Genomic DNA, 21676 nt, shown 5'->3' on the forward strand with positions numbered 1-21676 from the left:
AAGTTATACTACAAAGAGGTGCATACAATTTCTAAAATCATGAGCGCTAATTCTGCACTCGAAAAGTGGATTCAATCAGCGGATGCCTGGATCGCAGACCAGGGTACCGAAGGAGACTGGGCGCGTCGTGCAGTGCTTGACCCAGCCCTAGAAAAGCTTCTAACTAACACAAAGGGGAAAGCCGTTCTCGACCTGGGTTGTGGCGAGGGACGATATTCACGAATACTGCAAGACAATGGTGCATTGGTCACAGGAATAGACCCAGTCCCACAGTTCATCGAACGGGCGCGCAGCCTCGACCCTATGTCAACCTATGTTGAAGGGACTGCTGAAGACCTCCCATTTGAGAGTACTTCCTTTGACATCGTCCTCAGCTACCTAACGTTTATCGATATTGCCGATCTTCAGGCAGCCTCTCAAGAAATTGCCCGTGTTTTGCGTCCTGGGGGAGAGCTGATCGTTGTTAGCATTAGCAATATGGCCTCAACTACAGAGGGCTGGATTAAAGATGCGGCAGGGAACAAAGCCTACCGGAAGGTTGACCGATACATGGAACACTTTGCCATGGACCTGGAGTGGCGTGGCATCAGGATTAAAAACTATCACAGGCCCCTGAGCTATATCTTCGGTCTTTTTCTCAATCATGGATTTGTCCTAACGCGATTTATCGAACCACTCCCTGATCTGTCTGATCCGTACTACAACGAAGAATGGCGGGTACCAAACTTTCAGATTTACAGTTTTAAGCGAACCACCGAATAGGTTATTCAGAATAATGAGTCCCACTATCCGTAAAGCTGAAGCCCAAGATGTTCCAGAAATCCAGCGCCTCTACAGGCAGTTGGATGATCACCATGCGGAGCTTCTGCCGGAGGTTTTCCAAGCGGTGGCTGGCGACGCTCGTGGAAATGATGTAGTGCAAACGTGGATTTTTCGGGACGACGCCGATTACCTCCTGGCGGAACTAGACGGTCAGGTGGTTGGATTCGTCACTGTAGAGCGATCGGCTCATCCGAAGTACCCTATGTTCCGGCCACACGAATTCGCCCTGATCGATAACGCGGTAGTAGACAAGTCCTATCGAGGCAAGGGGATCGGCACGGCCCTCTTCCAGGCTGCCATTGACTGGACAAGAAGCCATGGTTTTCGGTATGTTCAAACAAGCGTGTGGAACAAGAATACTGGAGCCCAAGAATTTTACCTCGATCAAGGCTTCCGCCCAATGACTACCAGACTTGAATTGAACACAGAAGCAGGGGCAGAACCACACCATCCTACAGATGGCTAATTGTCGCTGCAGATGGCCGCATTCTGCGGCTAAATCTAATGATTACAATGTTTAGACAGCTAGAAACTGAACGTCTCCAACTTACTAAGTTTCAAGAGTGCGATATCGATGGCTACACACTACTCTTGACCGACTCATCGACACACCCATTCATTGTTGAAAATGGACCAATTGATCCGAATGTAGTAGCGTCGCGCATTCGTCGAATACGTATTGTATCCGAAAGTGGATCGACACTATATTGGACTATTTGGTTGAAGTCCTTTGGCGAGTATGTTGGATATGTAGCTCTTCATGCAACCAATACGGCTCTTCCAGTTCTCAGTTATGCTGTTGTCCCAAATTCACGGCGACAGGGATTTGCATCAGAAGCAATCCGAGCAGTCGTCGAATTTGCTATCGGAGACCTACAGAAGAATACTGTCCTGGCTCGTGTTCACCTCAATAATCACGCATCGTGTGCTTTGCTGGAAGCCAATGACTTTAACCGAATTGGTACGATTGATTGGTATAGTTCGAAAAGACTAGAATTTTCACTGAAGGGCACTACTGGAAGCGCAGATATTCAACAAGTGGAAAGGAAGAGAATAGAACAAGAATAAAGGACTGACTAGTGTTCTACCCTATGATGAAATTCGAGTCCAATCCGGACATTATCTCTCCGAGCCCAATGCAAATCCAGCAAGCCAAAGTCTCGGATCTTGGCCAGTACGCCACGATTCCGATCTCATTCATGGTCAACTCGATCATCGAAGTATCAGGTAATTCCCCAGATTCATTCACCCTTAGCGAGCATCCAGTGCCGAAACCCTGGCTCAAAGATTATGACATCTACAATTCACTATTGTTACTCCCAACCAGGTTTGACTTGAGCAACTGGGCTGTTTTTCTGGCCAGTAATGATGCTCAGCCTATTGGTGGGTGTGTTGTCGCCCATAATACGCCAGGTGTGGATATGCTTCAAGGCCGAACCGACCTGGCTGTGCTCTGGGATATCCGCGTTGCCCCCAACTACCGTGGTAGGTCCGTAGGGCGTCGTCTATTTGAGGCCGCTATTGCCTGGGCACGGTCTCGTAGTTGTATAGAACTGCATGTCGAAACACAAAACATCAACGCTCCAGCATGCTTCTTTTATCAGAGCATGGGGTGTACACTGCTCCGTTTCGTTCGTAATGCCTATGATAAATGTCCTGGCGAACATCAGCTGATCTGGCACAGAACACTATCGAGAGATACCCTATGAAAGATATTCCTGAATCTATTAGGGCAGTCCTGATGAGTTCCCAAGGACGGGTGCTGCTTATGAAGATCAAAGGTTCCAAGGGGACAATCTGGATTACGCCTGGCGGCAGACGCGAGCCGGGAGAGACTGCTCCCGAAACCTTACGGCGCGAGTTACGCGAGGAAACTGGATTGAGTCTTGTTGGCAACAGCCAGGAAATTTGGGTTCGTCACGGTACGTTTTTTAACGGAGGTGAACGATTGCAAGAACGAGAAAGATTCTTCTATGTACCATGTGAAGAATTCGTTCCAGTGACTAACTCAATGGAAGATGCGGAATTATCGTGTTTTCGAGAATATCGATGGTGGCCCGTCAGTGAAGTCAAAGATTCCCCAGACCGATTTGTTCCCGCCAAACTTGGAACACTGCTTGAAGATCTACAGGCCAATGGTCCATCCACTGATGTGATTGAAACTGGCGAGTAGATGGCTGTATCAACGACCATGTGAAGCCGTTGGCACAGTTGAAAAACTTGTTATGGCCCCTTTGGAAGACTGATTTCATTTCCCCATGTCTCGACTACTTTTGAAAAATCTGACACGCCTATTAACCCGGAAGCCCACAAATATGCTCTGTCTCTTTCGGGTATTTCCTCTAATTTCATCCATTTGACATCTACCAATCTATAATTTTTCGACAATTCATTTGGATCAAACCCAAGTGTTGGCTGTTCATGGCCAATGTCTACATAGTAGGTATAACTTTGAAAGCCATCATCATGTACGCTATGGCTAGTCTGTCGAATGATCTTTCCATTAACCTGACACTCTTCATACAGTTCTCGTATTACACATTCCTCTGGCGATTCATTTTCCTCAATGCCTCCACCTGGTAAACACCACCATTCAGTTTGAGCATCTTTATGCTGTACCATCAATATCTGCATATCCTTTATGACAATGGCCTGTGCTCTTGCCATGTGTTTTTACTCCATGATGGCTCTGGTTATTGGGTTCTCGATCGCTTTGTAGCTTTGCTCAGCTCAATCTGCTGCGTCGGAATGATTCAACAGAGTTCGGGGTGCTTGAAGAATACGCCAAACCTTATCATTGCAAATAGGCAACCAATTCAGTAATGAGCAGTACACCGTATCTGTTGTATCGATCTCACCCTCTGCCTTGGATAACCCTCGATCAAGCGCTGCTTTAAACTGATGAGCAAGAAGACACTTGAGTAATAATATAGCCTCATCTGTAGAATACTGGCGACTGACATAGGCCCAAATCATATCTAAGGTATCATCACCAGTAACACCTGCCGTTGTAGCACCGACAACCTGACCATTGGCTAACAAGGCGAAACTGAGCTCTGGCAGAATCCCTTTATTCGATATTACCTTTTGCCACTCAGGATGATCTTTTGGATGAGGGGGCGACCAGAAATGTTCTTCAGTATATCGGGATACTAAAAAATCAAAGACTTCTTGCTGCTTTGTTGGGGTCAAAAATAGATCTTTCAAAGATATGATTTTGAGGCTATTTGATGTTACCTGTGATGGTGGCACTAGCTCATGGCTGAAGTTAAAACCTTCAAGACTTAACTCAAAACAGTGGCAGTCGAGTCTGAGCTGATATCCCAGGGATTTTAGAAAACCTTCTGCCGCTTCATTGCCAAAGTCATAATCCCCCTCAACACCAAGATGATGTTGCTGCAAAGGTCGAGCCTGTAATGCCGCTTCATGCAGTTTTCTGCCCAGACCTTGTCTGCGCGCATCTTCTGCAACTGCAACCAAAATTTTAACCCAGTAGGGGTGCAGGCTATTGTGGTAAACAGCCGCAACACCCACCAGCTTTTGCTGATGCTCAGCAACTACCACAGGTATAGGATTGACGACTGAATAGGTACTTTCGTAGAAATAATCATCACCTACTGTCTGGTCCACAAACGATTTGAGGTTAGGGATGTCAGCTTCAGGCATCACCCGAATCCTTGCCAGATCCGCTAAGGACATTAAATCCTTCTCCCAAACACAATTTCTTTGCACCAGTCGAAGCTTATAGAGATACGTGTGCTAGCCAGGTGAATCACGTCACGATAAAACTATCATTCCTGAAGGTGTTTTGTCTGTAGTAGTACAGTTAAAGCCAGTGAACAATAAATCTATTGAGCCTTATGGACACTAACTTTTAGGCATTTCTTAGCCTATCGTTTGGAATAGTTGCGCGACCACGCAACTAGGCCTTTCACGTAAAAAATATGTCTTTTGTGTGTGCAAACTATGTACCTAAATTTTGCCCAAATTAACGGCGACCTGCTCTGAGCACACATCATTCCGCCGCCGAGGGGGACATCATTTTTCAATTGGCTTTAATCAAGCTCAAGGCCATGGGACAAACATGGCCTCATTTTTTGTTCTAATCCACCCTGACGCGCTTCGTCAAAATTGCCATCACCTCATTGGGCCGACCAGTAGCAAGAGGGCGACTCCAATCATTCGGTTCCGCATAATTAAGCTTAAACAATAGGGCGATGGTATTTTGAACCGATGTCAGACTACCCAGTAGCATTAGCCTGACATCTTCATACTGATATTCCGGCAATGCTCCACTGGCAGGCGGATCTGTGGGCGCACCTGCGCCCTGACTATTATCAAGAAACATGGACTCTGATCTCCGATAAACGACGAGAAGGAAACCAGAGCCATAAGTTAGCCACCCCTTGCATAGGTGCAATCTGAGGTGGCATCAGGTACATTAAACCTGCACTCTCAGGCTGCGTGCTCAGCTTGAAGGTGTATGTCATCGGCATGGTGTTGGAGCACCTGCCGATGGCGCTAAATTATGGGCTCTGTAGAAAGGCCGTGAACAGCCTAAGGCTTAGATTAGCCACAACTTCTAACTGAGTCAAGGGGCAGTTTAGCAAGCAAATACAGTTTTGACTAGGGACTAAAGCTCAACTAAATCAGTGGTTTTGAGCCCTATGCTGATCTATTAATCAGACATAACCAGTTAGTGCCCATATTTCAGTGATTTATGCTGACAACTTTAGTAGGTTCCTTCAAAACCCAGAGCTTTAGATAGTCTGAGTTCAGAAGTGTAGGTTAAAAAAGTTGACGATCCGCCTATATGAAATATTCAACCACAAATTAAATTAAGCAATGTTTCTGCGCCAGCATTTTGTCAGCACAGCTAAATATCTTTGATATATGATGGCTCTATCAGGAAGCACAAGCATTGCCTCTGGGCTAATAATGCTTACCCGCAGAACAACAAACTCATCTACCGCTTGATAACTCATATCATGGAGAACGGAGTCATGGATATGTACTCCAAAGTGTTAGAAGAACTCAGGCAAACCAACCGAACATTAGAGATGGTATTTGCTCGTATGGAGCAGATTCAAACAGAACAGGCTGCTTTGTTTAACGCAATACAGAACAAAGCCCAAGAATCTTCCCGTCAGCTATACCCCACATCTGAAGCTTACTATATGCTTGGATTTGACAATCCCGAATCCCTTCGCCATGCCATTCGAAAAGGTGAATTTTTATCGGGTACAGAGATCCAAAAACGAGGTCGCCGTTTTGTTGTTGATGTTCAAGCCTACAAAGCAAGAAAGACTAAAGAACAGAGCCGTCGTCGCGTTGTTTAGGTGGCGTTGGTCGATCAGCTGAATTCAAGGCTCTCTTCACAGCCTGTTGACTATGGGCAAGAGAAATATGCTTGTGATATCTCGCCAAATGAATACTAGGCGTATGTCCCATTAAATTCGCACTGACTGTTTCTGGCAAATTAAAATTCACCGATGTCCGAATTGCAAACGCATGGCGTAAATCGTAGGGCTGAAACGGCAATCCATACCGGTGAAACTGATTGTTAATCTTTTTGCCTAAATTTCCCTTGGTGTAGGCATGTTCAGCATCTATACGGGGGCGACAAATATTTTTCAATCCCCATGCCTCAACCCACTCAGGGTAAAACAACTGAAATACTAGACGTGGTCCCGTCTTTCCCTTCAAAACCTGGAGCCCTTCTGGAACCCACTCACAGAAAAACGCTTCATGGGGCCTTAATCCTGCCGCTGCCATAATTCCATAAACCCATCGCCAACCCTTATTGGGAATGCGCTCGAACCACTCCACGATCAGTTCATCACTGGGTAACTCACGATCCTGCACTTTACTGGGTCCGTAGTTACCTTGATATTGCATCAAATCCACTTCAATTTGTGCAAAGTCTGCCAGCTTCTGTAATCGCTGACAGGTTTGTTGCCGCATTCGAGTGTTATGAGGCTGCTTTAACACTTGCCCAATTAAGATGTCAGTCGTTAGCTTTTTATTCGGTGGCAAGCGCTTAAAAATTTTGGCCCAGTTCTCATTCCAGGTAGACTGCTTCAGCTCATTTCGACTACGGTAATCCTTCTCAAATTCTTTAATGACATCCTTGGCAGTGTGTTTTACCTTCACCAAGTGAACTTCATAATCAATCCAGTCAAACTCTTTCGTTGCCAGTCGTGCCCCCAGAAGTCGCGCATCCTTTTCAGCCCGCTTTAATCCATCTGGATTGGCCGGTAAGTTAAGGGCGATCCTTTGCTGATAGGGAACGATGCGATTACTTCCCGGTTTCGGTGGCAACGTCGCCCGCATACTCAGCGAACTACCCCGCTGCTCCAGGACTACCTTGGTATTATTCGCCTTTAACCTGGCATTAACCGCTGCCAACGTGTATTCAAGCTTCGGCATAAGCTGGACTAAATCTGGACTAGAATTGGCCTAATTTCCTTAAATATACATCGACATCAATAGACATTTAAGTAACGTAAATTCAGGGTGTTGAGGCGCTAAATTACCTGCTACTATTGCATTTAACCGCTGCGGATGTAGTTCAGTGGTAGAACTTCCTCTTATCAAGCTAAATGTTGAATTATTGAGATTGCAGTTCTATAAAGAACAGATTTAATACTCTAAGAATTCTAAGGATTGAGAGCGATTTCTAGCAGAAACTATCGTCTCCCCTAATGGTTGTCATGCTTGGCTCGATTGCACCTGAGCAATAGTCTCCTTAGTGTATTGAGTCAGGAGCCAGTATTAATCTCCTTTATCCCTATTGAAACTGAACATAGGGTTCCTGGCATAACAAATTAATTACCATACAAGAATCTCTCTTTAAAGTTTGAGAGATTCAGATGAAACTTTAGAATTGGATGACTTTGTCACTATCGCCTCCTAGAGCACATCGGAAAAGTCATCAAGTAGATCCATCTGGTTCAAACGAGAAGTCTCCTCTGTAAGTGCTGCAAGAGGATCTATTTCTGTAACCTCTGCTGGTTCTGTTCTTCTTAGTGGAACTTTCAGTCCAAAGGTTTCCCGCAGATGTTGAATTTGTTCTTCCATTCGCCAGATGGATTGTTGGGCAAGGTCCTTGAGTTCTGATTCAGAGTGATTATTTGCATCCTGATAGGCAAAGGGTAACCAAAAAGCTCTTACAGCATCAGCAGCTTTTGTTTTGCCCCTATAGGTTCTATGAATTAGCCAACTATAGGTCACCCCGTTGGGAGAACTACGGTCAGGCTCAAAGGTAAACCGCACCCTGGCTTTATTGCCAGCAGCGGTTGTTGTGGGGGTGGAGGAAGGATCTTGTCTGCGGGGCATGGGGCTAACCTTTTGAAAATTTCGCTTCAATCGTAACTCAACATTTAACAGCCATGCTGACATGATGCGTAATTTAAATATTTTTTCGATCAAAGCTAATAGAGGAAAGGTTCTAAGGAAATCAAAGCTTTTGTGAATGGAGAGTTTTGACAGGATATCCAGGTGCTATTAAATTAAGAAAATTAAAGTAATCAGCATGAAAACAGGGCTGCCTGATGGAGGTGTTCTAAGATTAATGGCGTCAAGGTTCACCAAGCATATTGAGCATGTTTGGCATACTCCCCGTTTCTCACCCATTTATCACTGTTGGGGATTTGATATGGATACTGGAGAATTGCTGCAAGAGTTGTTTGGGCAGCTCCACCACAGGCTGGATGATATTGAGCAACAACTACAGGTGTTGCATAATCGCCTCAATGCTGAACTAGAAACCCCGGCAAAACTGGTCAAGCTCAGTGATGCGTGGAAACTGTTGGGCTACAAAAATTATGATGCCTGTTTATATAAAGTTAGGTCTGGTCACTATCGAGCAGGCAAAGAGATCATAGACCGTCGTTCTCCCCAGTCTAGCCGTCCTGACTGGTATGCGGATATTGAGAAGTGTCAAACACGAGATCGCACCCTAGCCGCAAAACGCACCACCCTCCGCAGTGCTTAATCACCTCATCCTGAGCGAAGCCGAAAAATAACTCACCATCTGATAAGCTACTGTAATCAAATAACTCAAACGGGTAACAAATTGATGTTGCGAGAGGCTTCGATTTGGGCGCGTTCTTCTGAGAGGTCAGGGCGTTGATAAAGCTGTTCTAAACCGGCTTTGATGATTTCAATAAACCTGGGCATCTGAAACAGACAATCGTGCAGTTCAGTCTGGTAATGCTCCATGATCAGATCGTGACCTAGGTAATTTGGGATAGTGGCCCAGCACAGGACTTGCCAGCTTTCTAAATCACCACTGAGCATACTTAGCGCTGCATAATAAATGGCGGCTTGCTGCCAGGTATGGCGCTTTCTCAGGTCTCCAAATTGCTGGCGAATATCGGTTTTGAAAGGCTGGTTAGTGTACGGTAAACGTTGGGCTGTGGCGTCATCTACATTCCAAGATAGTGATGCATGGGGATAAGCAGCCTTACAAAAATGTAGGACTTCCCAGTTTGTGTAGGTTTCCTGGCGTAATGTGTCGAGACTTAGCATGACTACCGATTCCAACGGAAAATGCCTTTGGCTTTACGATACCCCTTTGTAGCAGATTGGATGAGTGGGCGGTGCCCAATAGCATTATCGTCTAATATTTGCTCCAGTGCTGCGATATCGCCAACCATTAATGCTTCTTTAGCTGCCTGGGGTAGACGACTGCGATCGCTTTGCGGAATATCCAACGCATCATAGAGCTGATCGGGTGATTCCCCTAGCATTTCTTGAATGGCAGAGGCATTGATAGCAGGATAAGTACGAGCAGTTCCGCCTCGTTTTTTGGCTTCTTCCATGAGGCGTTTATTTGCCAGGTTACGGGACGGTTCAGTGCTGTCGATAATCGAGGTTTCTTCACCCTCAAACAGAGCTAACTGGTTATCTTGGCGATTGTTGTTTCTAAAAAAATCAAGGAATCCCATTCCTAAATCCTGTTAACGGTTTACAGCATAATCCTTCAAGGGATTATCCACCCTGCTTACGCCTTAACGCTTCAAAATATGCCTGGGCGGCCCGCGCTTTGGAAATATGCTTTTGATAAGTGCCCAGATTCACATTAGGATTGTGGCCCATAAACTGAGACGCTACTGCAGTGGGCAGTTCCAACCATAGAGCCGCACGAATATTCCAGGCATGGCGCAAACTATAAGGAGGAAAGGGCATTTTGGCTCGCTGAAATGCGGTGGAGGTGCGATCTCCATACTCCTTATTGATACGTGCTGTGACATCAGGCCGACGCACATTGTCCAATTGCCACCGTTCAACCCATTCGGGGGGTAAGGGAAAGGTCTCTCGCTTGCCCGTCTTAGTGGCATCGGGCACCAAGGCCACCAGCCATTGCTCACCGTCGTATTTTCGCCACTCCACCTCACACAAAAAGGCTTCATGGTCCCTCAAGTTATAGGTGGCCATCATCCCGGCAACCCACTGCCAGGACTTGTTTTTCATACTGTCAATAGCGTTAACAATCTCAGGATCGTCCGGAATAATCCGCTCTACATTATTGAGGCTATAGTCTCCCTGGTAAGCCTTAATATCTGATTTAACGTTGGCAAAGTCTGCCAGTCGTTGCAATTTTTGGCAGGCAATTTGACGACTGCGACTGTTAGGCTTCCACCGCTGCACAACACTTTCTAATAAATAGGGCGTGAGGGCCGCGTTAGGGGATAGCCACTTAAAGGCGGGATACCAAAACTGCTCGCGCCATTTCAGCTCAACTACCGCCTCATCTCCATCCTGATACTTTAACCAGTCTTGCCGAAAGCGTTCTATCCACACTTGGCAGCTTTCCTCAGGATCCTGAGCTGGAGTCTGGTCTGGGTCTGAGCTAATTGCTTCCCAGCTAAAACGCTTTTGGGCCAGTAAACCTCCCAGGCGAAAGGCTTCTGACTCAGCATATTCCAGACCGGCTGGGTTGGCATACACCCCCAGGCTAATCAGCTGCTGATGGGGTTTCGTACGCTTACTACTGGGTTTGGGAGGCAATGTACCGCGAATGGATAGCTTTTCGCCACGTTGATAAATTTTTAGCCCCAGCTGAGCTGTTTCCAACCTGGCATTGATTGCTTCGATTGTGAGTGATTTTCGCCCCATCTTGAACCCAAATTCCTGATCTAATTTTGATCTAAAAATTAGTCAGTTTATTCTAGTTCAGACTAGCTGAGTCAGCTTGGCAGTTTCCTGAAGAAACCGCCACAACTGGCTTAAGGCTTGACTTTCCTTGATGGACGGTACTGGGCTCGAACCAGTGACATCCTGCTTGTAAGGCAGGCGCTCTACCAACTGAGCTAACCGTCCGTGGACTGCGCATTTGCACAGGAGTAAATACTAACAGATGACAGTGACCAAAGGCGATCTTTTGGCAAAGAAAATTTAATTTCAGATGACATTGCTTAAGGATGAGCTTTTTATGAGTCTCAACCTTATGGTTTGCGTTAAATGGATATCTGGTAAAACGATGCAAGACGATCTAATTCATTGCCCTTCGGCTTTTCCTCCCAATACCTATGACTATCAATCTGCAATCCAAGACTTTAGACTCGTTGCAACATCTCATTGAGGTCGTTGCCCAGTTGCGTAATCCTGATGGCGGCTGTCCATGGGATCTGGCTCAGACGCCAGAGACGCTAATGCCTTATGTGTTGGAAGAAGCTTATGAGGTGGTGGATGCGCTTCAGCAGGGTGACCGAGACCATATTGCTGAGGAGCTGGGGGATCTATTGTTGCAAGTCGTACTGCAATCGCAAATTTTTAGTGAGACGGATGCGTTTGATTTGGGAGATGTGGCGCAAGGTATTGCTGATAAATTGATCCGGCGGCATCCCCACGTATTTGGCGATGATCCAGCAGCGACACCAGAAGAGGTGAGGGTTAGTTGGGAGGCAATTAAGGCGGCTGAGAAAGGCGCGCAGGGAGACACGACACTGACTGCTAAGCTGGCTCGCTACGGTCGGACGCTATCACCCATGATGGCGACTATGAAAATTTCAAAGAAAGCGGCTAAGGCTGGTTTTGAATGGGAAACTCTGGACGGGGTGTGGGAAAAGGTGGAAGAAGAGCTGGGGGAGTTTCGCCATGCGTTAAAGCATGAGAGTACTGAAAATCAGGCGGCGGAATTTGGCGATGTGCTGTTTAGTCTAATGCAGGTGGCTCGCTGGTGTGACATTGACCCGGTGGCAGCTTTACAGGGGACAAATCGTCGCTTTGTGCAGCGGTTTGGTCTGCTGGAGCAGGTGGCGGATAAGCCGTTGGATGACCATAGTATTGAGGAGCTGGAGGCGCTTTGGCAGCGGGCGAAGCGGGTGATTGCTGGGGAAGAGAGGGACGTTTAGGTGAAGGGGGTAGGGGGAGCAGGGGAGCAAGTTTCTTTTCCTTGGCTGCTGTATTGCTTGATCTGTCGGCTAATCTGTCGATTAATTCATGTATTGGTGATAGCCAGTTGTGCTGGACGTCTTATCCTAGATAAGTGAATTAATGTTCAAAAGAACCCATGTCTGTATCTTCGGTTGCTGCTGTTGAGAATTCTTTGGTTGCGATCGCACACCAAACTCGCCAAGCAGCCCGCACCCTTGCTAGCCTATCCACCCAACAAAAGAATGAGGCCATTGAGGCCATTGCCCAGGCATTGGAATCGGCAGCCTCTGACATTGCTGTCGCCAACGAAGCGGATCTCAAAGCAGCGCTGGAGGATAACCTGGCCAAGCCCCTCTACGGTCGGCTAAAGCTAGATGCTGTGAAGCTCAAAGGAGCGATTAAAGGTGTCCGAGATGTGGCTAATCTGCCGGATCCGGCAGGAGCGGTACAAATTCATCGTGAGTTGGACGATGGCTTAGTGCTGAAGCGGATTGCCTGTCCGCTGGGAGTGTTGGGCATTATCTTTGAGTCCCGTCCCGATGCGGTGATGCAGATTTCTACCTTGGCGGTGAAGTCTGGCAATGGCGTCATTCTTAAAGGGGGTAAAGAAGCAGTACGTTCTTGCCAAGCGTTGGTAAAAGCGATTCGTCAGGGGCTTACCAATGCCGGTGTGGATCCGAATGCGGTGCAGCTGCTAACGACACGGGAAGAGACGCGGGCATTGCTGGAGCTGGATAGCTATGTAGACCTGATTATTCCACGTGGTTCTAATGCGTTTGTGCAGTTTGTGCAGGACAATACGCGCATTCCGGTATTGGGTCATGCAGATGGTATTTGTCATCTATATGTAGATGTGGCCGCTGATCTAGGGAAAACGACCCAAATTGCTGTGGATGCCAAGGTGGGTTACCCCTCCGCCTGCAATGCCATTGAGACCATGCTGGTGCATCAGGATATTGCGGCTAAGGCGTTGCCGGTATTAGCAACCGCTCTGCAAAAGGAAGGGGTGAAATTGCTGGGGGATGAAGCCACATGTCAAGTGCTTACTGATACTCAAGCGGCTACTGAAGAGGACTGGTCTACTGAATACAGCGATTTGATTTTGGCCATTCGGGTGGTGGACTCGGTGGATGGGGCGATTGACCATATCAATACCTACGGATCGCGACATACGGATGCGATCGCAACTGAAAATCAAGCCACTGCTGATTACTTTATGGCCCAGGTGGATGCCGCTGGTGTGTACCACAACTGTTCCACCCGCTTTGCCGATGGTTTCCGCTATGGCTTTGGAGCCGAGGTGGGCATCAGCACCCAGAAAATGCCCCCCCGAGGACCAGTTGGTTTAGAAGGGTTAGTGACCTATAAGTACCAAGTAGTCGGTAATGGCCATATTGTGGCTACCTACTCAGGAGAGAATGCAAAACCGTTTACCCATCGTGATTTGGTCTAAATGCGTTAGTTTAGGCATAAGCAAATCAGTTTAATGTTCAAGTAATTGCAACAACTCATAGCTATGAGTGTATTCAGGCAGCATCCGAAGTTTTTCTAGCTAACAGTGATAACAGTGATTTCCGTCTACATCGCCTAGATCGTATCAAGGATAAATTTAAGACTGTTACCTATGATAACGAAGCCCTTGAAGGTGCTATGCAAGGCTATCTAGAGGTTCGTTGAGTATATGCCAGAAGAAATCAAGAAGCCAAAACCAATTAAAAAGCTGCTGCAAAAGGTTATTGGCCTTGGGAGCATGCTGCGCTTACCCCTATTGTTGAATTCTTGAAGAGTCTTTAGATGGCTGATTGTATTAATGTGACAGGCATTCGGGCCTATGGCTATATTGGGGCACTGCCCGAAGAGAATATTTTGGGCCAGTGGTTTGAGGTGGACCTAACGCTGTGGATGGATTTGTCCATTGCAGGCAAATCTGACAGCCTGCCAGATACCCATAACTATGCCAATATCATTCAGCAAACCCAGCGGATTATTCAGACTGAGAAATTTAAGCTGATTGAGCGGCTGGCGGATGAAATTGCAACCCAGGCCCTCGATCATGACATCCGGCTAGAAAAAGTGCAGGTGACAGTGACAAAACTGACTGCTCCGGTGCCTAACTTTGACGGGCGAGTAGCGGTAATAATAGAGAGAAATCGTTCTTAAACTATTTATTGGGGGGACTCCGGGGTTGATCAGCAAAAGGACGGACGGGGGGTTTAGACCCGATTTCCTCAACTTAAGCTAATCAGCTACCATTCTGAAGCAGTATCAGCGAGAGTCGATCCTTGTCTAGGCTGAGGCTAACAAATCAATCCTATCTGCCGTTAATCATGCTATTGGCGGCATTCCTTCGGCTGTGGCGTTTAGCGGCTAAACCTCTCTGGGTAGACGAACTCTACACCGCGTTCTATAGCCTGGGTAAGAGTCTGAAGGAGATTCCCTTGGGGACCTTGCTACCACCGGAACGCTATTGGTCACTATTGGCTGATCCTGGGACTCCCTGGCAGGCGGCCCAGGCGGTAACTGTCCATAGTAACCATCCCCCGCTATTTTTTATGGCAATGAATGGTTGGTTTCAAGGGATGGGGATATCCGTTTGGAGTATGCGAGCGTTTGCCGTGCTGTGGGGGCTGGTGGCAGTGGCTGGTGTATTTTACCTGGGGCGACGGGTGGGTGGTCCTAAGGTGGGAACTCTGGCCGCTCTGTTGATGGCCGTATCACCCTATGGCATTTATCTGTCTCAGGAGGCACGGCATTACAGTTTGGCGGTTGCGATCGCAGTATTCGCCTTATCTAGTTGGATTGCGCTACTACAGGGTGACCGTTCTCTACGCCATTGGCTTAGTTGGATTGGATTAAATGCCCTTGGCCTTTACGTCCATTATTTCTACAGCTTTAGCTTAATTGCCCAGTGGTTGGTCACCATTAGTAGACTGCTCTGGCGTCGGCACCGTCGTGCTCAAACCCTATCGTGGCTGTTGGCTATGGGGGCCACTTTACTGCTTTATTTACCCTGGTTGTCCAATGCCCTGACTCATTTTCAAGCCGAGGGTGGCACCAACTGGCTGAGTCAGTCAACCCCTATCTGGCAGACGGTTGTCTTACCCTGGCTGCAGTCTTTGATAGCAGCTGTATTTATGCTGATTTTGCTGCCTGTGGAGCAGGTGCCCCTATGGGTCACCATCACATCAGCGTTGATAATGTTAGGAGTATTTAGCCTGGTACTGTTCCAAATCAATCGAGGGTGGCGGTTAGAACCCTTGTTAGATCTATGGTCCCCTTTGGTTAGCTATGGGCTGGTTGTCTTTGGCCTGATGCTCAGCATCACCTATGGTTTAGGCAAAGACCTTACCCTGGCACCCCGTTACTTTTTTATGCTGTATCCTGCGGTGACGGTGGTAGCAGCATTGGCCCTGGTTTATCGGCGTCAATGGGTAGTGGTGGTGGTACTCGTAGCCGGTCTTGTCAGCCAGCTATTGATCAGCTACGACCTGGCCTTGCTCAAATCTTACCTGCCTGGTCAAATTGGCCGTCGTTTAGGGGCAGATGCTCAGCCTACGCTGGTGTTGATAGCTCCTCAGCGCAATAGTTACCGTGCCCGTGCCCTGAGTTATGTATTAGCGATTCCATCTCATGCCAATGTGCAAATTGCATTTACAGAGCCTGCGACTACTGAAACTTGGCAACCTGAATTGACCAATAGCGATAAAATTCCAGCCGAAAAATCAACCCTTTGGTTAGTGGAGCCACAACGGCAGATTCCTTTCCCACCAAAGGTCGTGCTGTCAAGTCAAACTTGTTCGCTCGTTGGTGAACGGATCAAAACCGAAGGCACAGGTCAACAGAAATACCAATGTGTTGTAGCTGCATCCTAGATTTGGCCTATGCCAGCTGGGCGAGTTTCACAGATTACCCGTGGTTTTGAAGCGCAATCGCTATACTCGATCGGAGAAAGCGCATTAGAAATCGACAACGCCCACTTTATAAGGATAGGTACCATGACGTTTCGAATTTTAAACCCCCTGGCTTGGCCAGGACCCTTTGCTTGGCAAGGGCCTAATAAATTAGAACCTAATAAATTAGGCCTTAATTTATTAGGTTCTAATTTTAGGCGTTTAAAATCCTTAGGATTCCTGACAGCGGTCACCCTGACCTTAGCGTCTACCCCGGCCTTGGCGGGAGATCCTTTTCGTTCTACTACCGAGCATGACATTGGTCCCCATGCCGAAGAAGCTTTTGAAGCTTTCTTTAAAGAGGGTGACTATGTGGGCGCGCGTGCGGCTTTAGATCTAGCCATGAAGTCTGAATCGGATGAGCCCCTAGTCCATGGTATGGCTGCGTCTATGGCCTATCTGGACGAAGATTGGGATGCGGTGGCAACCGAAGCAGAACTGACCAGGTCCACTGCTGAGGCCTTACTTGAAACCAATCCACTACGAGGCCACATCTATTCTGCCGTTGGTATCTTTATGGAAGGGGCTCACCTGATGAGTACCCAGGGTGTGGCCCGCAGTACGCCTGCAGCCTTAGCTATGTTGCAACAGGTTTTTGGTCACATTGGTGAAGCTGAGAAAATTGATAGCACTGATCCAGAGCTGAATCTGGTTAAGGGCTTTATGGATTTGATGTTGGCTGTTAATTTACCGTTTTCCGACCCTGCAGAAGCCATTGAACGGTTATCTCAGTATGGCAACCCTAGCTATCTCTCTTATCGAGGGATTGCCCTGGGCTATCGTGACTTGGGCCAGATGACAGATGCCATGGACGCCGTCGACCAAGCTCTGGAGACAGCGCCTGAAAACCCCGAACTGTTTTATCTCAAAGCTCAATTACACCGACGTCAATCCGAAACGGACGAGAGTGTTGCCATGTTTGATAAAGCTTTGGAGTATGCGGCTCAGCTACCTTCTAATTTGGCTCGTAAGATTTATAAGGAAAAGTGCCGCACCCTAGGCGGCTCCCATGAGACTTGTGGTCAGGAAGCGACTGATTTTGTGAAAAGTCTTTAAGGCGTTGCTGATTCTTTGTCTAAACTCACTCGGGCTAGGTTGATATTCTCCTAGTCAGAGTGAGTTTCTGATTATGTTGATAATTTTGATACAAAAACTTAAAAATAACTCAAAAGGGAATGGAGCTATTTAAGGTATTAAGAAGTGTAAAAAAATAATCCAAAAATACCTTTAAACAAGTAGCAGCCCCGTCAATGAATTAGCCGACAGAGGCATTCAACGGGGCTGAAGACGCAGTTAGGAGGTATCTTGGTTACTACCTTAACTTCCTGAATCGTGATTCGGCCGCTAACTTAATAAGTTCTTAACTGTCACCAGATAAAAATCACTTTCATGTTTGTTTAGTATTGCTTAATAAAGTAAATATTCAATTCAGAAAAGACATTTATATAGATAGAAATTGCCACAGTAGATATAACCTCTGGGGTTGGGTTAGCCACCGGACGGTGTCCAGTGTATTCAGTCCATCCATAGACACTTGCTCGTTGATGGTTATATCTTGACGTACCCAGGGTGACGGCTTGCTGAGAGAACCTACGGGAGGTCAGCGATGGCAATTAAGAGTATTAACCCAGCAACTGGTAAAGTTTACAAAACTTACCCTTCACTAACGTCGGAAGAGATTGAGCAACGATTGGTGGAAGGGGAGGCTCAGTATCAGCATTATCGATGGACGTCGTTTAGCGATCGCAGCAACTGGCTTCAAGCGGCAGCCGACTACCTGGAAGATCATGACTCGGGGTTGGGGCGGATTATGACCCAGGAAATGGGTAAGCCGCTGGGGGCTGCGATCGCAGAAGTGAAAAAGTGTGCCTGGGTCTGCCGTCACTATGCTGACCATGGCGCAGATTATCTAGCAGATGAGCGCTCGGATGTGGGTTATGTGCGTTATCAGCCCCTGGGGATCATCTTGGCAGTGATGCCATGGAATTATCCTCTATGGCAAGTATTTCGACTAGCAGCTCCAGCCCTGATGGCAGGTAATGTTGTATTGCTTAAGCATGCGTCTAATGTGCCTAAGTGTGCCCTATCCATAGAACAGGTTTTTCGGAAGGCTGGTTTTCCTGACGGTGCGTTTCAAACCTTATTGATTGGTGCTGACCAAACTGCTGCTGTGATTGCCGATGACCGTGTACGGGGCGTAAGTCTAACCGGTAGCGGTCCTGCCGGATCTCAGGTGGCGGCAGTCGCCGGACAACATCTGAAAAAAGTAGTGCTGGAGTTAGGCGGCAGCGATCCCTTTATCGTCATGCCTAGTGCAGATCTTGACGCAGCGGTAGAAACAGCTGTGACAGCTCGGCTACAGAACAATGGCCAGTCCTGCATTGCAGCTAAGCGTTTTATCCTGGTTGACAATATTGCTGATGAATTTGAAGCGCGACTGGTGGAGAAGTATGAATCTTTGGTGGTGGGTGATCCCATGCAGCCTGAGACAGACATTGGTCCCTTGGCAACACCATCGATTTTGCGAGATATCCACAAACAGGTTCATGATTGTCTCATCGCCGGGGCTAAGGCTCTGGTCGGTGGTCATGTGGAGAAACTCAAGGCCAGTTTGCCACCTGAGCTAGAGCTGGGGAATTTCTACCCGCCAACAATTTTGAGTCATATTCCCCCTGGCACCCCTGCCGACCAGGAAGAATTCTTTGGTCCTGTGGCGCTTATTTTTCGTGTTAAGGATTTAGACGAGGCGATTGCGCTTGCTAATAGCACGCCATTTGGGCTTGGAGCCAGTGGCTGGACTCAAGATGCCACTGAGCAACAACGCTTGATCAATGAGATCGAGGCTGGGGCTGTTTTTATTAACAGTATGGTGAAATCTGACCCCCGCTTACCCTTTGGCGGCATTAAACAATCAGGCATTGGGCGCGAACTGGGTCGACATGGCATTTTGGAATTTGTTAATGCTAAGACGGTTTGCGTGAGTTAATCCGTTTCTATGTAGAGTCATTCCATGGAACGACTCTACATAGAAAATCCCAACATTTATTACCCATTCCCTAGGTAACTTTATGAACACTGCTGAACTCCTTGTCCGCTGCCTTGAAAATGAGGGAGTGGAGTATATCTTTGGAGTGCCTGGAGAAGAGAATCTCCAGGTACTCCAGGCGCTGAAACAGTCGTCGATTCAGTTTGTGACCACTCGCCATGAGCAGGGGGCGGCGTTTATGGCTGATGTATACGGGCGACTGACGGGGAAGGCTGGTGTGTGTCTCTCCACCTTGGGACCAGGCGCAACAAATCTCATTACCGGGGTGGCTGATGCGAACCTAGACCGGGCACCGTTGGTGGCCATTACGGGGCAGGTAGGGACTGATCGCATGCATATTGAGTCTCATCAGTATTTGGATCTGGTGGCGATGTTTGCCCCGGTCACCCAGTGGAATGCTCAGATTGTGCGGCCTAGTAATACGTCAGAGATTGTTCGAAAAGCGTTTAAGCTAGCTCAGACCGGGAATCCGGGGGCGGTGCACATTGACTTGCCTGAGAATATTGCGGATATGGAGGTGACGGGTAAACCGCTGACGCGGGACCGCAATGGTAAAACCTATGCGGCCTTAGAGACGATCCAAACAGCCGCTGATGCCATTTCTCGGGCGGAACGACCGCTTATTTTGGTGGGCAATGGTGCGATTCGAGCGCGGGCTAGTGGGGCCATTATGAAAATGGTTGATGAGCTGCAGATTCCGGTCACGAATACCTTTATGGGTAAGGGGGTAATTCCCTATCAGCATCCGTTGGCCCTATGGTCTGTTGGACTGCAGCAGCGAGACTTTATCTCTTGTGCCATTGATAAAAGCGATCTGGTGATTGCTGTAGGGTATGACCTGGTGGAATATCCGCCGAAGAAGTGGAATCCGGATGGGCAAATTCCCATCGTTCATGTGGGTCTGACGCCGGCAGAAATTGACAGTAGCTATATGCCCGTGGTGGAGGTGATTGGGGATATCTCTGATGCTCTCGAACAGATTTTGCAACGGGTGGAGCGACAGTCTCAGTCCAGCTACCCATTTCAGGCGGTGCGCGATGAAATGCGGGCAGACTATGAGCAGTATCGGGATGATATGGCGTTTCCAATCAAGCCCCAGAAGCTGCTCTATGATCTGCGGCAGGTAATGGGACCGGAGGACATTGTCCTATCGGATGTGGGAGCGCACAAGATGTGGATTGCTCGTAATTATCATTGTGAGCGACCGAATACGTGTCTGATTTCCAATGGGTTTGCGTCCATGGGGATTGCCATACCGGGTGCGATCGCAGCCAAACTGGTCAACCCTCAACGCAAAGTAGTCGCTGTTACCGGCGACGGTGGCTTTATGATGAACTGTCAGGAGCTAGAAACTGCCCTGAGGTTAGGCACACCCTTTGTCACCATTATCTTTAATGATGGCGGCTATGGCCTGATTGAGTGGAAGCAGCACAACTACTATGGTGAGTCTGCCTTTATCAAATTCAACAACCCTGACTTTGTTGCCCTGGCTAAGAGTTTTGGTCTTCAGGGCTATCGAGTAACATCTACAGAAGACTTTATCCCCACCTTGAAAATGGCTCTGGAAGCTGATGTGCCAGCGGTGATTGATTGCCCGATAGACTATGGCGAAAATCTTCTATTTACTGAAAAGTCACGGGAACTCGCCTGTGCGATTTAATATTGCTACATTAATAGATCAGGCCCACCACCATCACTAATGTAGGTGAACTTAAAATTCCCTTCACCAACATTCTCACGAAGTGTAGTCAATATTTGATCGGCGTTGTCATAGGGGCCATTGATGTAGTGGGGTTGACCATCTAGGCCAAACTCAAGCTGTGCTAAATTTTCCATCCGAGGACCCAGGGTCTTTTTCGCTCGCTCAAAATCTGGGTGAGGATCAAGGCCCAGAGATTTAGCATAATCAACTGCCCCATAGATAATTGCTTGAGCCTGCTCTAGAGAAATAGTCTCATAGGAGTCGTTCATACTTTCGGTAAACGTGGCTTCAATCATCAACTGATAGTCACCCAGTTTAGTTTTACGGGGGCCTATGGTATTTTTTACTCCCAGGCACCAATAGTCTATAAGAAAGTTAGTCATTAAATAATTGGGACCATCCTTACGGGTGACAAAAATTTGAGACATTCCTTTTAGATCATCGCGCTGTTTAAAGCGATTCCACAATCCTTTAGAACCGCCAAAAAAATGCCTAAATCCTTCCGTATCGATCAGGCATTCCTTAAGCGGAGCCAGAGGCCTTGGGCGAGCATATTTTTCTGGATCAGCGGTGACCTGATTATGAATAATGTCTTTAACTTCAGCAGGCCGTAGTCCTAATTTACGGGCAATTTGCTTGGGACCTACTTTGCGATCGCGCAAGGCCAAAATTTCCTTGACTTGTTCAGAGGTAGCTGCCATCAATACAGATTCCAGAGGTGCTAATGGTATGGCCCATTTTTGCGCAAGTAGTTAAATAGTGAGCAAATGGTTT

General features: G+C 47.5%; 23 protein-coding genes and 1 tRNA gene. 14 read left to right on the forward strand and 10 right to left on the reverse strand.

The window, feature by feature from the left end:
- Window positions 1-39: 39 nt before the first annotated feature.
- The 5 genes from IXB50_RS12330 to IXB50_RS12350 all read left to right on the forward strand — a co-directional run bounded on the left by IXB50_RS12330 (window position 40) and on the right by IXB50_RS12350 (window position 2995).
- Window positions 40-762: a class I SAM-dependent methyltransferase gene (locus tag IXB50_RS12330; protein WP_215609272.1), complete on the forward strand. Its 723-nt coding sequence runs from the start codon at window positions 40-42 to the stop codon at window positions 760-762.
- A 13-nt stretch (window positions 763-775) separates the two neighbouring features.
- Window positions 776-1288: a GNAT family N-acetyltransferase gene (locus IXB50_RS12335; RefSeq protein WP_215609273.1), complete on the forward strand. Its 513-nt coding sequence runs from the start codon at window positions 776-778 to the stop codon at window positions 1286-1288.
- A gap of 38 nt (window positions 1289-1326) precedes the next feature.
- Window positions 1327-1890: a GNAT family N-acetyltransferase gene (locus IXB50_RS12340; RefSeq protein ID WP_215609274.1), complete on the forward strand. Its 564-nt coding sequence runs from the start codon at window positions 1327-1329 to the stop codon at window positions 1888-1890.
- A 68-nt stretch (window positions 1891-1958) separates the two neighbouring features.
- Entirely contained in the window at window positions 1959-2531 is a 573-nt protein-coding gene (locus IXB50_RS12345; protein WP_215609275.1) for a GNAT family N-acetyltransferase, read from the forward strand.
- On the forward strand, window positions 2528-2995 hold the full coding sequence (locus IXB50_RS12350) for an NUDIX domain-containing protein (protein ID WP_215609276.1): 468 nt from the start codon (window positions 2528-2530) through the stop codon (window positions 2993-2995). The genes IXB50_RS12345 and IXB50_RS12350 overlap by 4 nt, the downstream gene beginning before the upstream one ends.
- A 50-nt stretch (window positions 2996-3045) precedes the next feature.
- On the opposite strand, the gene IXB50_RS12355 is transcribed toward IXB50_RS12350, so the two are convergent.
- The 3 genes from IXB50_RS12355 to IXB50_RS12365 all read right to left on the reverse strand — a co-directional run bounded on the left by IXB50_RS12355 (window position 3046) and on the right by IXB50_RS12365 (window position 5170).
- The gene (locus IXB50_RS12355; RefSeq protein ID WP_215609277.1) at window positions 3046-3489 is read right to left on the reverse strand and encodes an NUDIX hydrolase; all 444 of its coding nucleotides are present in this window, start codon (window positions 3487-3489) and stop codon (window positions 3046-3048) included.
- Window positions 3490-3552: 63 nt separating this feature from the next.
- On the reverse strand, window positions 3553-4521 hold the full coding sequence (locus IXB50_RS12360) for a GNAT family N-acetyltransferase (RefSeq protein WP_215609278.1): 969 nt from the start codon (window positions 4519-4521) through the stop codon (window positions 3553-3555).
- Window positions 4522-4924: 403 nt separating this feature from the next.
- On the reverse strand, window positions 4925-5170 hold the full coding sequence (locus IXB50_RS12365) for a hypothetical protein (protein ID WP_215609279.1): 246 nt from the start codon (window positions 5168-5170) through the stop codon (window positions 4925-4927).
- A 655-nt stretch (window positions 5171-5825) separates the two neighbouring features.
- On the opposite strand from IXB50_RS12365, the gene IXB50_RS12370 reads away from it, so the two are divergent.
- Window positions 5826-6161, forward strand: a complete 336-nt coding sequence (locus IXB50_RS12370) for a hypothetical protein (RefSeq protein WP_215609280.1) — start codon at window positions 5826-5828, stop codon at window positions 6159-6161.
- Here the strand turns inward: IXB50_RS12370 and IXB50_RS12375 are convergent.
- Window positions 6130-7251, reverse strand: a complete 1122-nt coding sequence (locus IXB50_RS12375) for a site-specific integrase (RefSeq protein WP_215609281.1) — start codon at window positions 7249-7251, stop codon at window positions 6130-6132. The two genes, IXB50_RS12370 and IXB50_RS12375, sit on opposite strands and share 32 nt — an antisense overlap.
- A gap of 483 nt (window positions 7252-7734) precedes the next feature.
- On the reverse strand, window positions 7735-8160 hold the full coding sequence (locus IXB50_RS12380) for a hypothetical protein (protein WP_215609282.1): 426 nt from the start codon (window positions 8158-8160) through the stop codon (window positions 7735-7737).
- 319 nt (window positions 8161-8479) lie between these two features.
- Between IXB50_RS12380 and IXB50_RS12385 the strand changes: the two genes are divergently transcribed.
- Window positions 8480-8818, forward strand: coding sequence for a hypothetical protein (locus IXB50_RS12385; RefSeq protein WP_215609283.1), 339 nt, complete (start codon window positions 8480-8482; stop codon window positions 8816-8818).
- A 65-nt stretch (window positions 8819-8883) separates the two neighbouring features.
- On the opposite strand, the gene IXB50_RS12390 is transcribed toward IXB50_RS12385, so the two are convergent.
- The 4 genes from IXB50_RS12390 to IXB50_RS12405 all read right to left on the reverse strand — a co-directional run bounded on the left by IXB50_RS12390 (window position 8884) and on the right by IXB50_RS12405 (window position 11148).
- On the reverse strand, window positions 8884-9354 hold the full coding sequence (locus tag IXB50_RS12390; RefSeq protein WP_215609284.1) for a hypothetical protein: 471 nt from the start codon (window positions 9352-9354) through the stop codon (window positions 8884-8886).
- A gap of 2 nt (window positions 9355-9356) precedes the next feature.
- Window positions 9357-9773: a hypothetical protein gene (locus IXB50_RS12395; RefSeq protein WP_215609285.1), complete on the reverse strand. Its 417-nt coding sequence runs from the start codon at window positions 9771-9773 to the stop codon at window positions 9357-9359.
- 43 nt (window positions 9774-9816) lie between these two features.
- Window positions 9817-10944: a site-specific integrase gene (locus IXB50_RS12400; RefSeq protein WP_215609286.1), complete on the reverse strand. Its 1128-nt coding sequence runs from the start codon at window positions 10942-10944 to the stop codon at window positions 9817-9819.
- A gap of 131 nt (window positions 10945-11075) precedes the next feature.
- Window positions 11076-11148: transfer RNA gene (locus tag IXB50_RS12405), tRNA-Val, on the reverse strand.
- A 209-nt stretch (window positions 11149-11357) separates the two neighbouring features.
- Between IXB50_RS12405 and mazG the strand changes: the two genes are divergently transcribed.
- The 7 genes from mazG (at window position 11358) to IXB50_RS12440 (ending at window position 20860) form a co-directional block, all read left to right on the forward strand.
- Window positions 11358-12182, forward strand: coding sequence for a nucleoside triphosphate pyrophosphohydrolase (gene mazG, locus IXB50_RS12410; RefSeq protein ID WP_215609287.1), 825 nt, complete (start codon window positions 11358-11360; stop codon window positions 12180-12182).
- A 158-nt stretch (window positions 12183-12340) separates the two neighbouring features.
- On the forward strand, window positions 12341-13657 hold the full coding sequence (locus tag IXB50_RS12415) for a glutamate-5-semialdehyde dehydrogenase (protein ID WP_215609288.1): 1317 nt from the start codon (window positions 12341-12343) through the stop codon (window positions 13655-13657).
- 341 nt (window positions 13658-13998) lie between these two features.
- Window positions 13999-14364 carry a dihydroneopterin aldolase gene (gene folB, locus IXB50_RS12420; protein ID WP_215609289.1) on the forward strand — a complete coding sequence of 122 codons (366 nt, stop codon included), beginning with the start codon at window positions 13999-14001 and terminating at the stop codon, window positions 14362-14364.
- 167 nt (window positions 14365-14531) lie between these two features.
- Window positions 14532-16076, forward strand: coding sequence for a glycosyltransferase family 39 protein (locus IXB50_RS12425; RefSeq protein ID WP_246564456.1), 1545 nt, complete (start codon window positions 14532-14534; stop codon window positions 16074-16076).
- A gap of 123 nt (window positions 16077-16199) precedes the next feature.
- A complete protein-coding gene (locus tag IXB50_RS12430; protein WP_215609291.1) occupies window positions 16200-17210 on the forward strand; it encodes a Sll0314/Alr1548 family TPR repeat-containing protein in 1011 nt (336 codons plus the stop codon).
- 550 nt (window positions 17211-17760) lie between these two features.
- A complete protein-coding gene (locus tag IXB50_RS12435; RefSeq protein ID WP_215609292.1) occupies window positions 17761-19140 on the forward strand; it encodes an NAD-dependent succinate-semialdehyde dehydrogenase in 1380 nt (459 codons plus the stop codon).
- Between the two features lie 82 nt (window positions 19141-19222).
- Window positions 19223-20860, forward strand: coding sequence for an acetolactate synthase large subunit (locus IXB50_RS12440; RefSeq protein WP_215609293.1), 1638 nt, complete (start codon window positions 19223-19225; stop codon window positions 20858-20860).
- Between the two features lie 5 nt (window positions 20861-20865).
- Here IXB50_RS12440 and IXB50_RS12445 read toward each other — a convergent pair whose 3' ends face one another.
- Window positions 20866-21603 (reverse strand): DNA-binding response regulator, encoded by a 738-nt coding sequence (locus IXB50_RS12445; protein WP_215609294.1) that lies wholly within the window; start codon window positions 21601-21603, stop codon window positions 20866-20868.
- Window positions 21604-21676: the final 73 nt, after the last annotated feature.

This window comes from Leptothoe spongobia TAU-MAC 1115 (assembly GCF_018739885.1).
Taxonomy (GTDB): domain Bacteria; phylum Cyanobacteriota; class Cyanobacteriia; order Phormidesmidales; family Phormidesmidaceae; genus Leptothoe; species Leptothoe spongobia.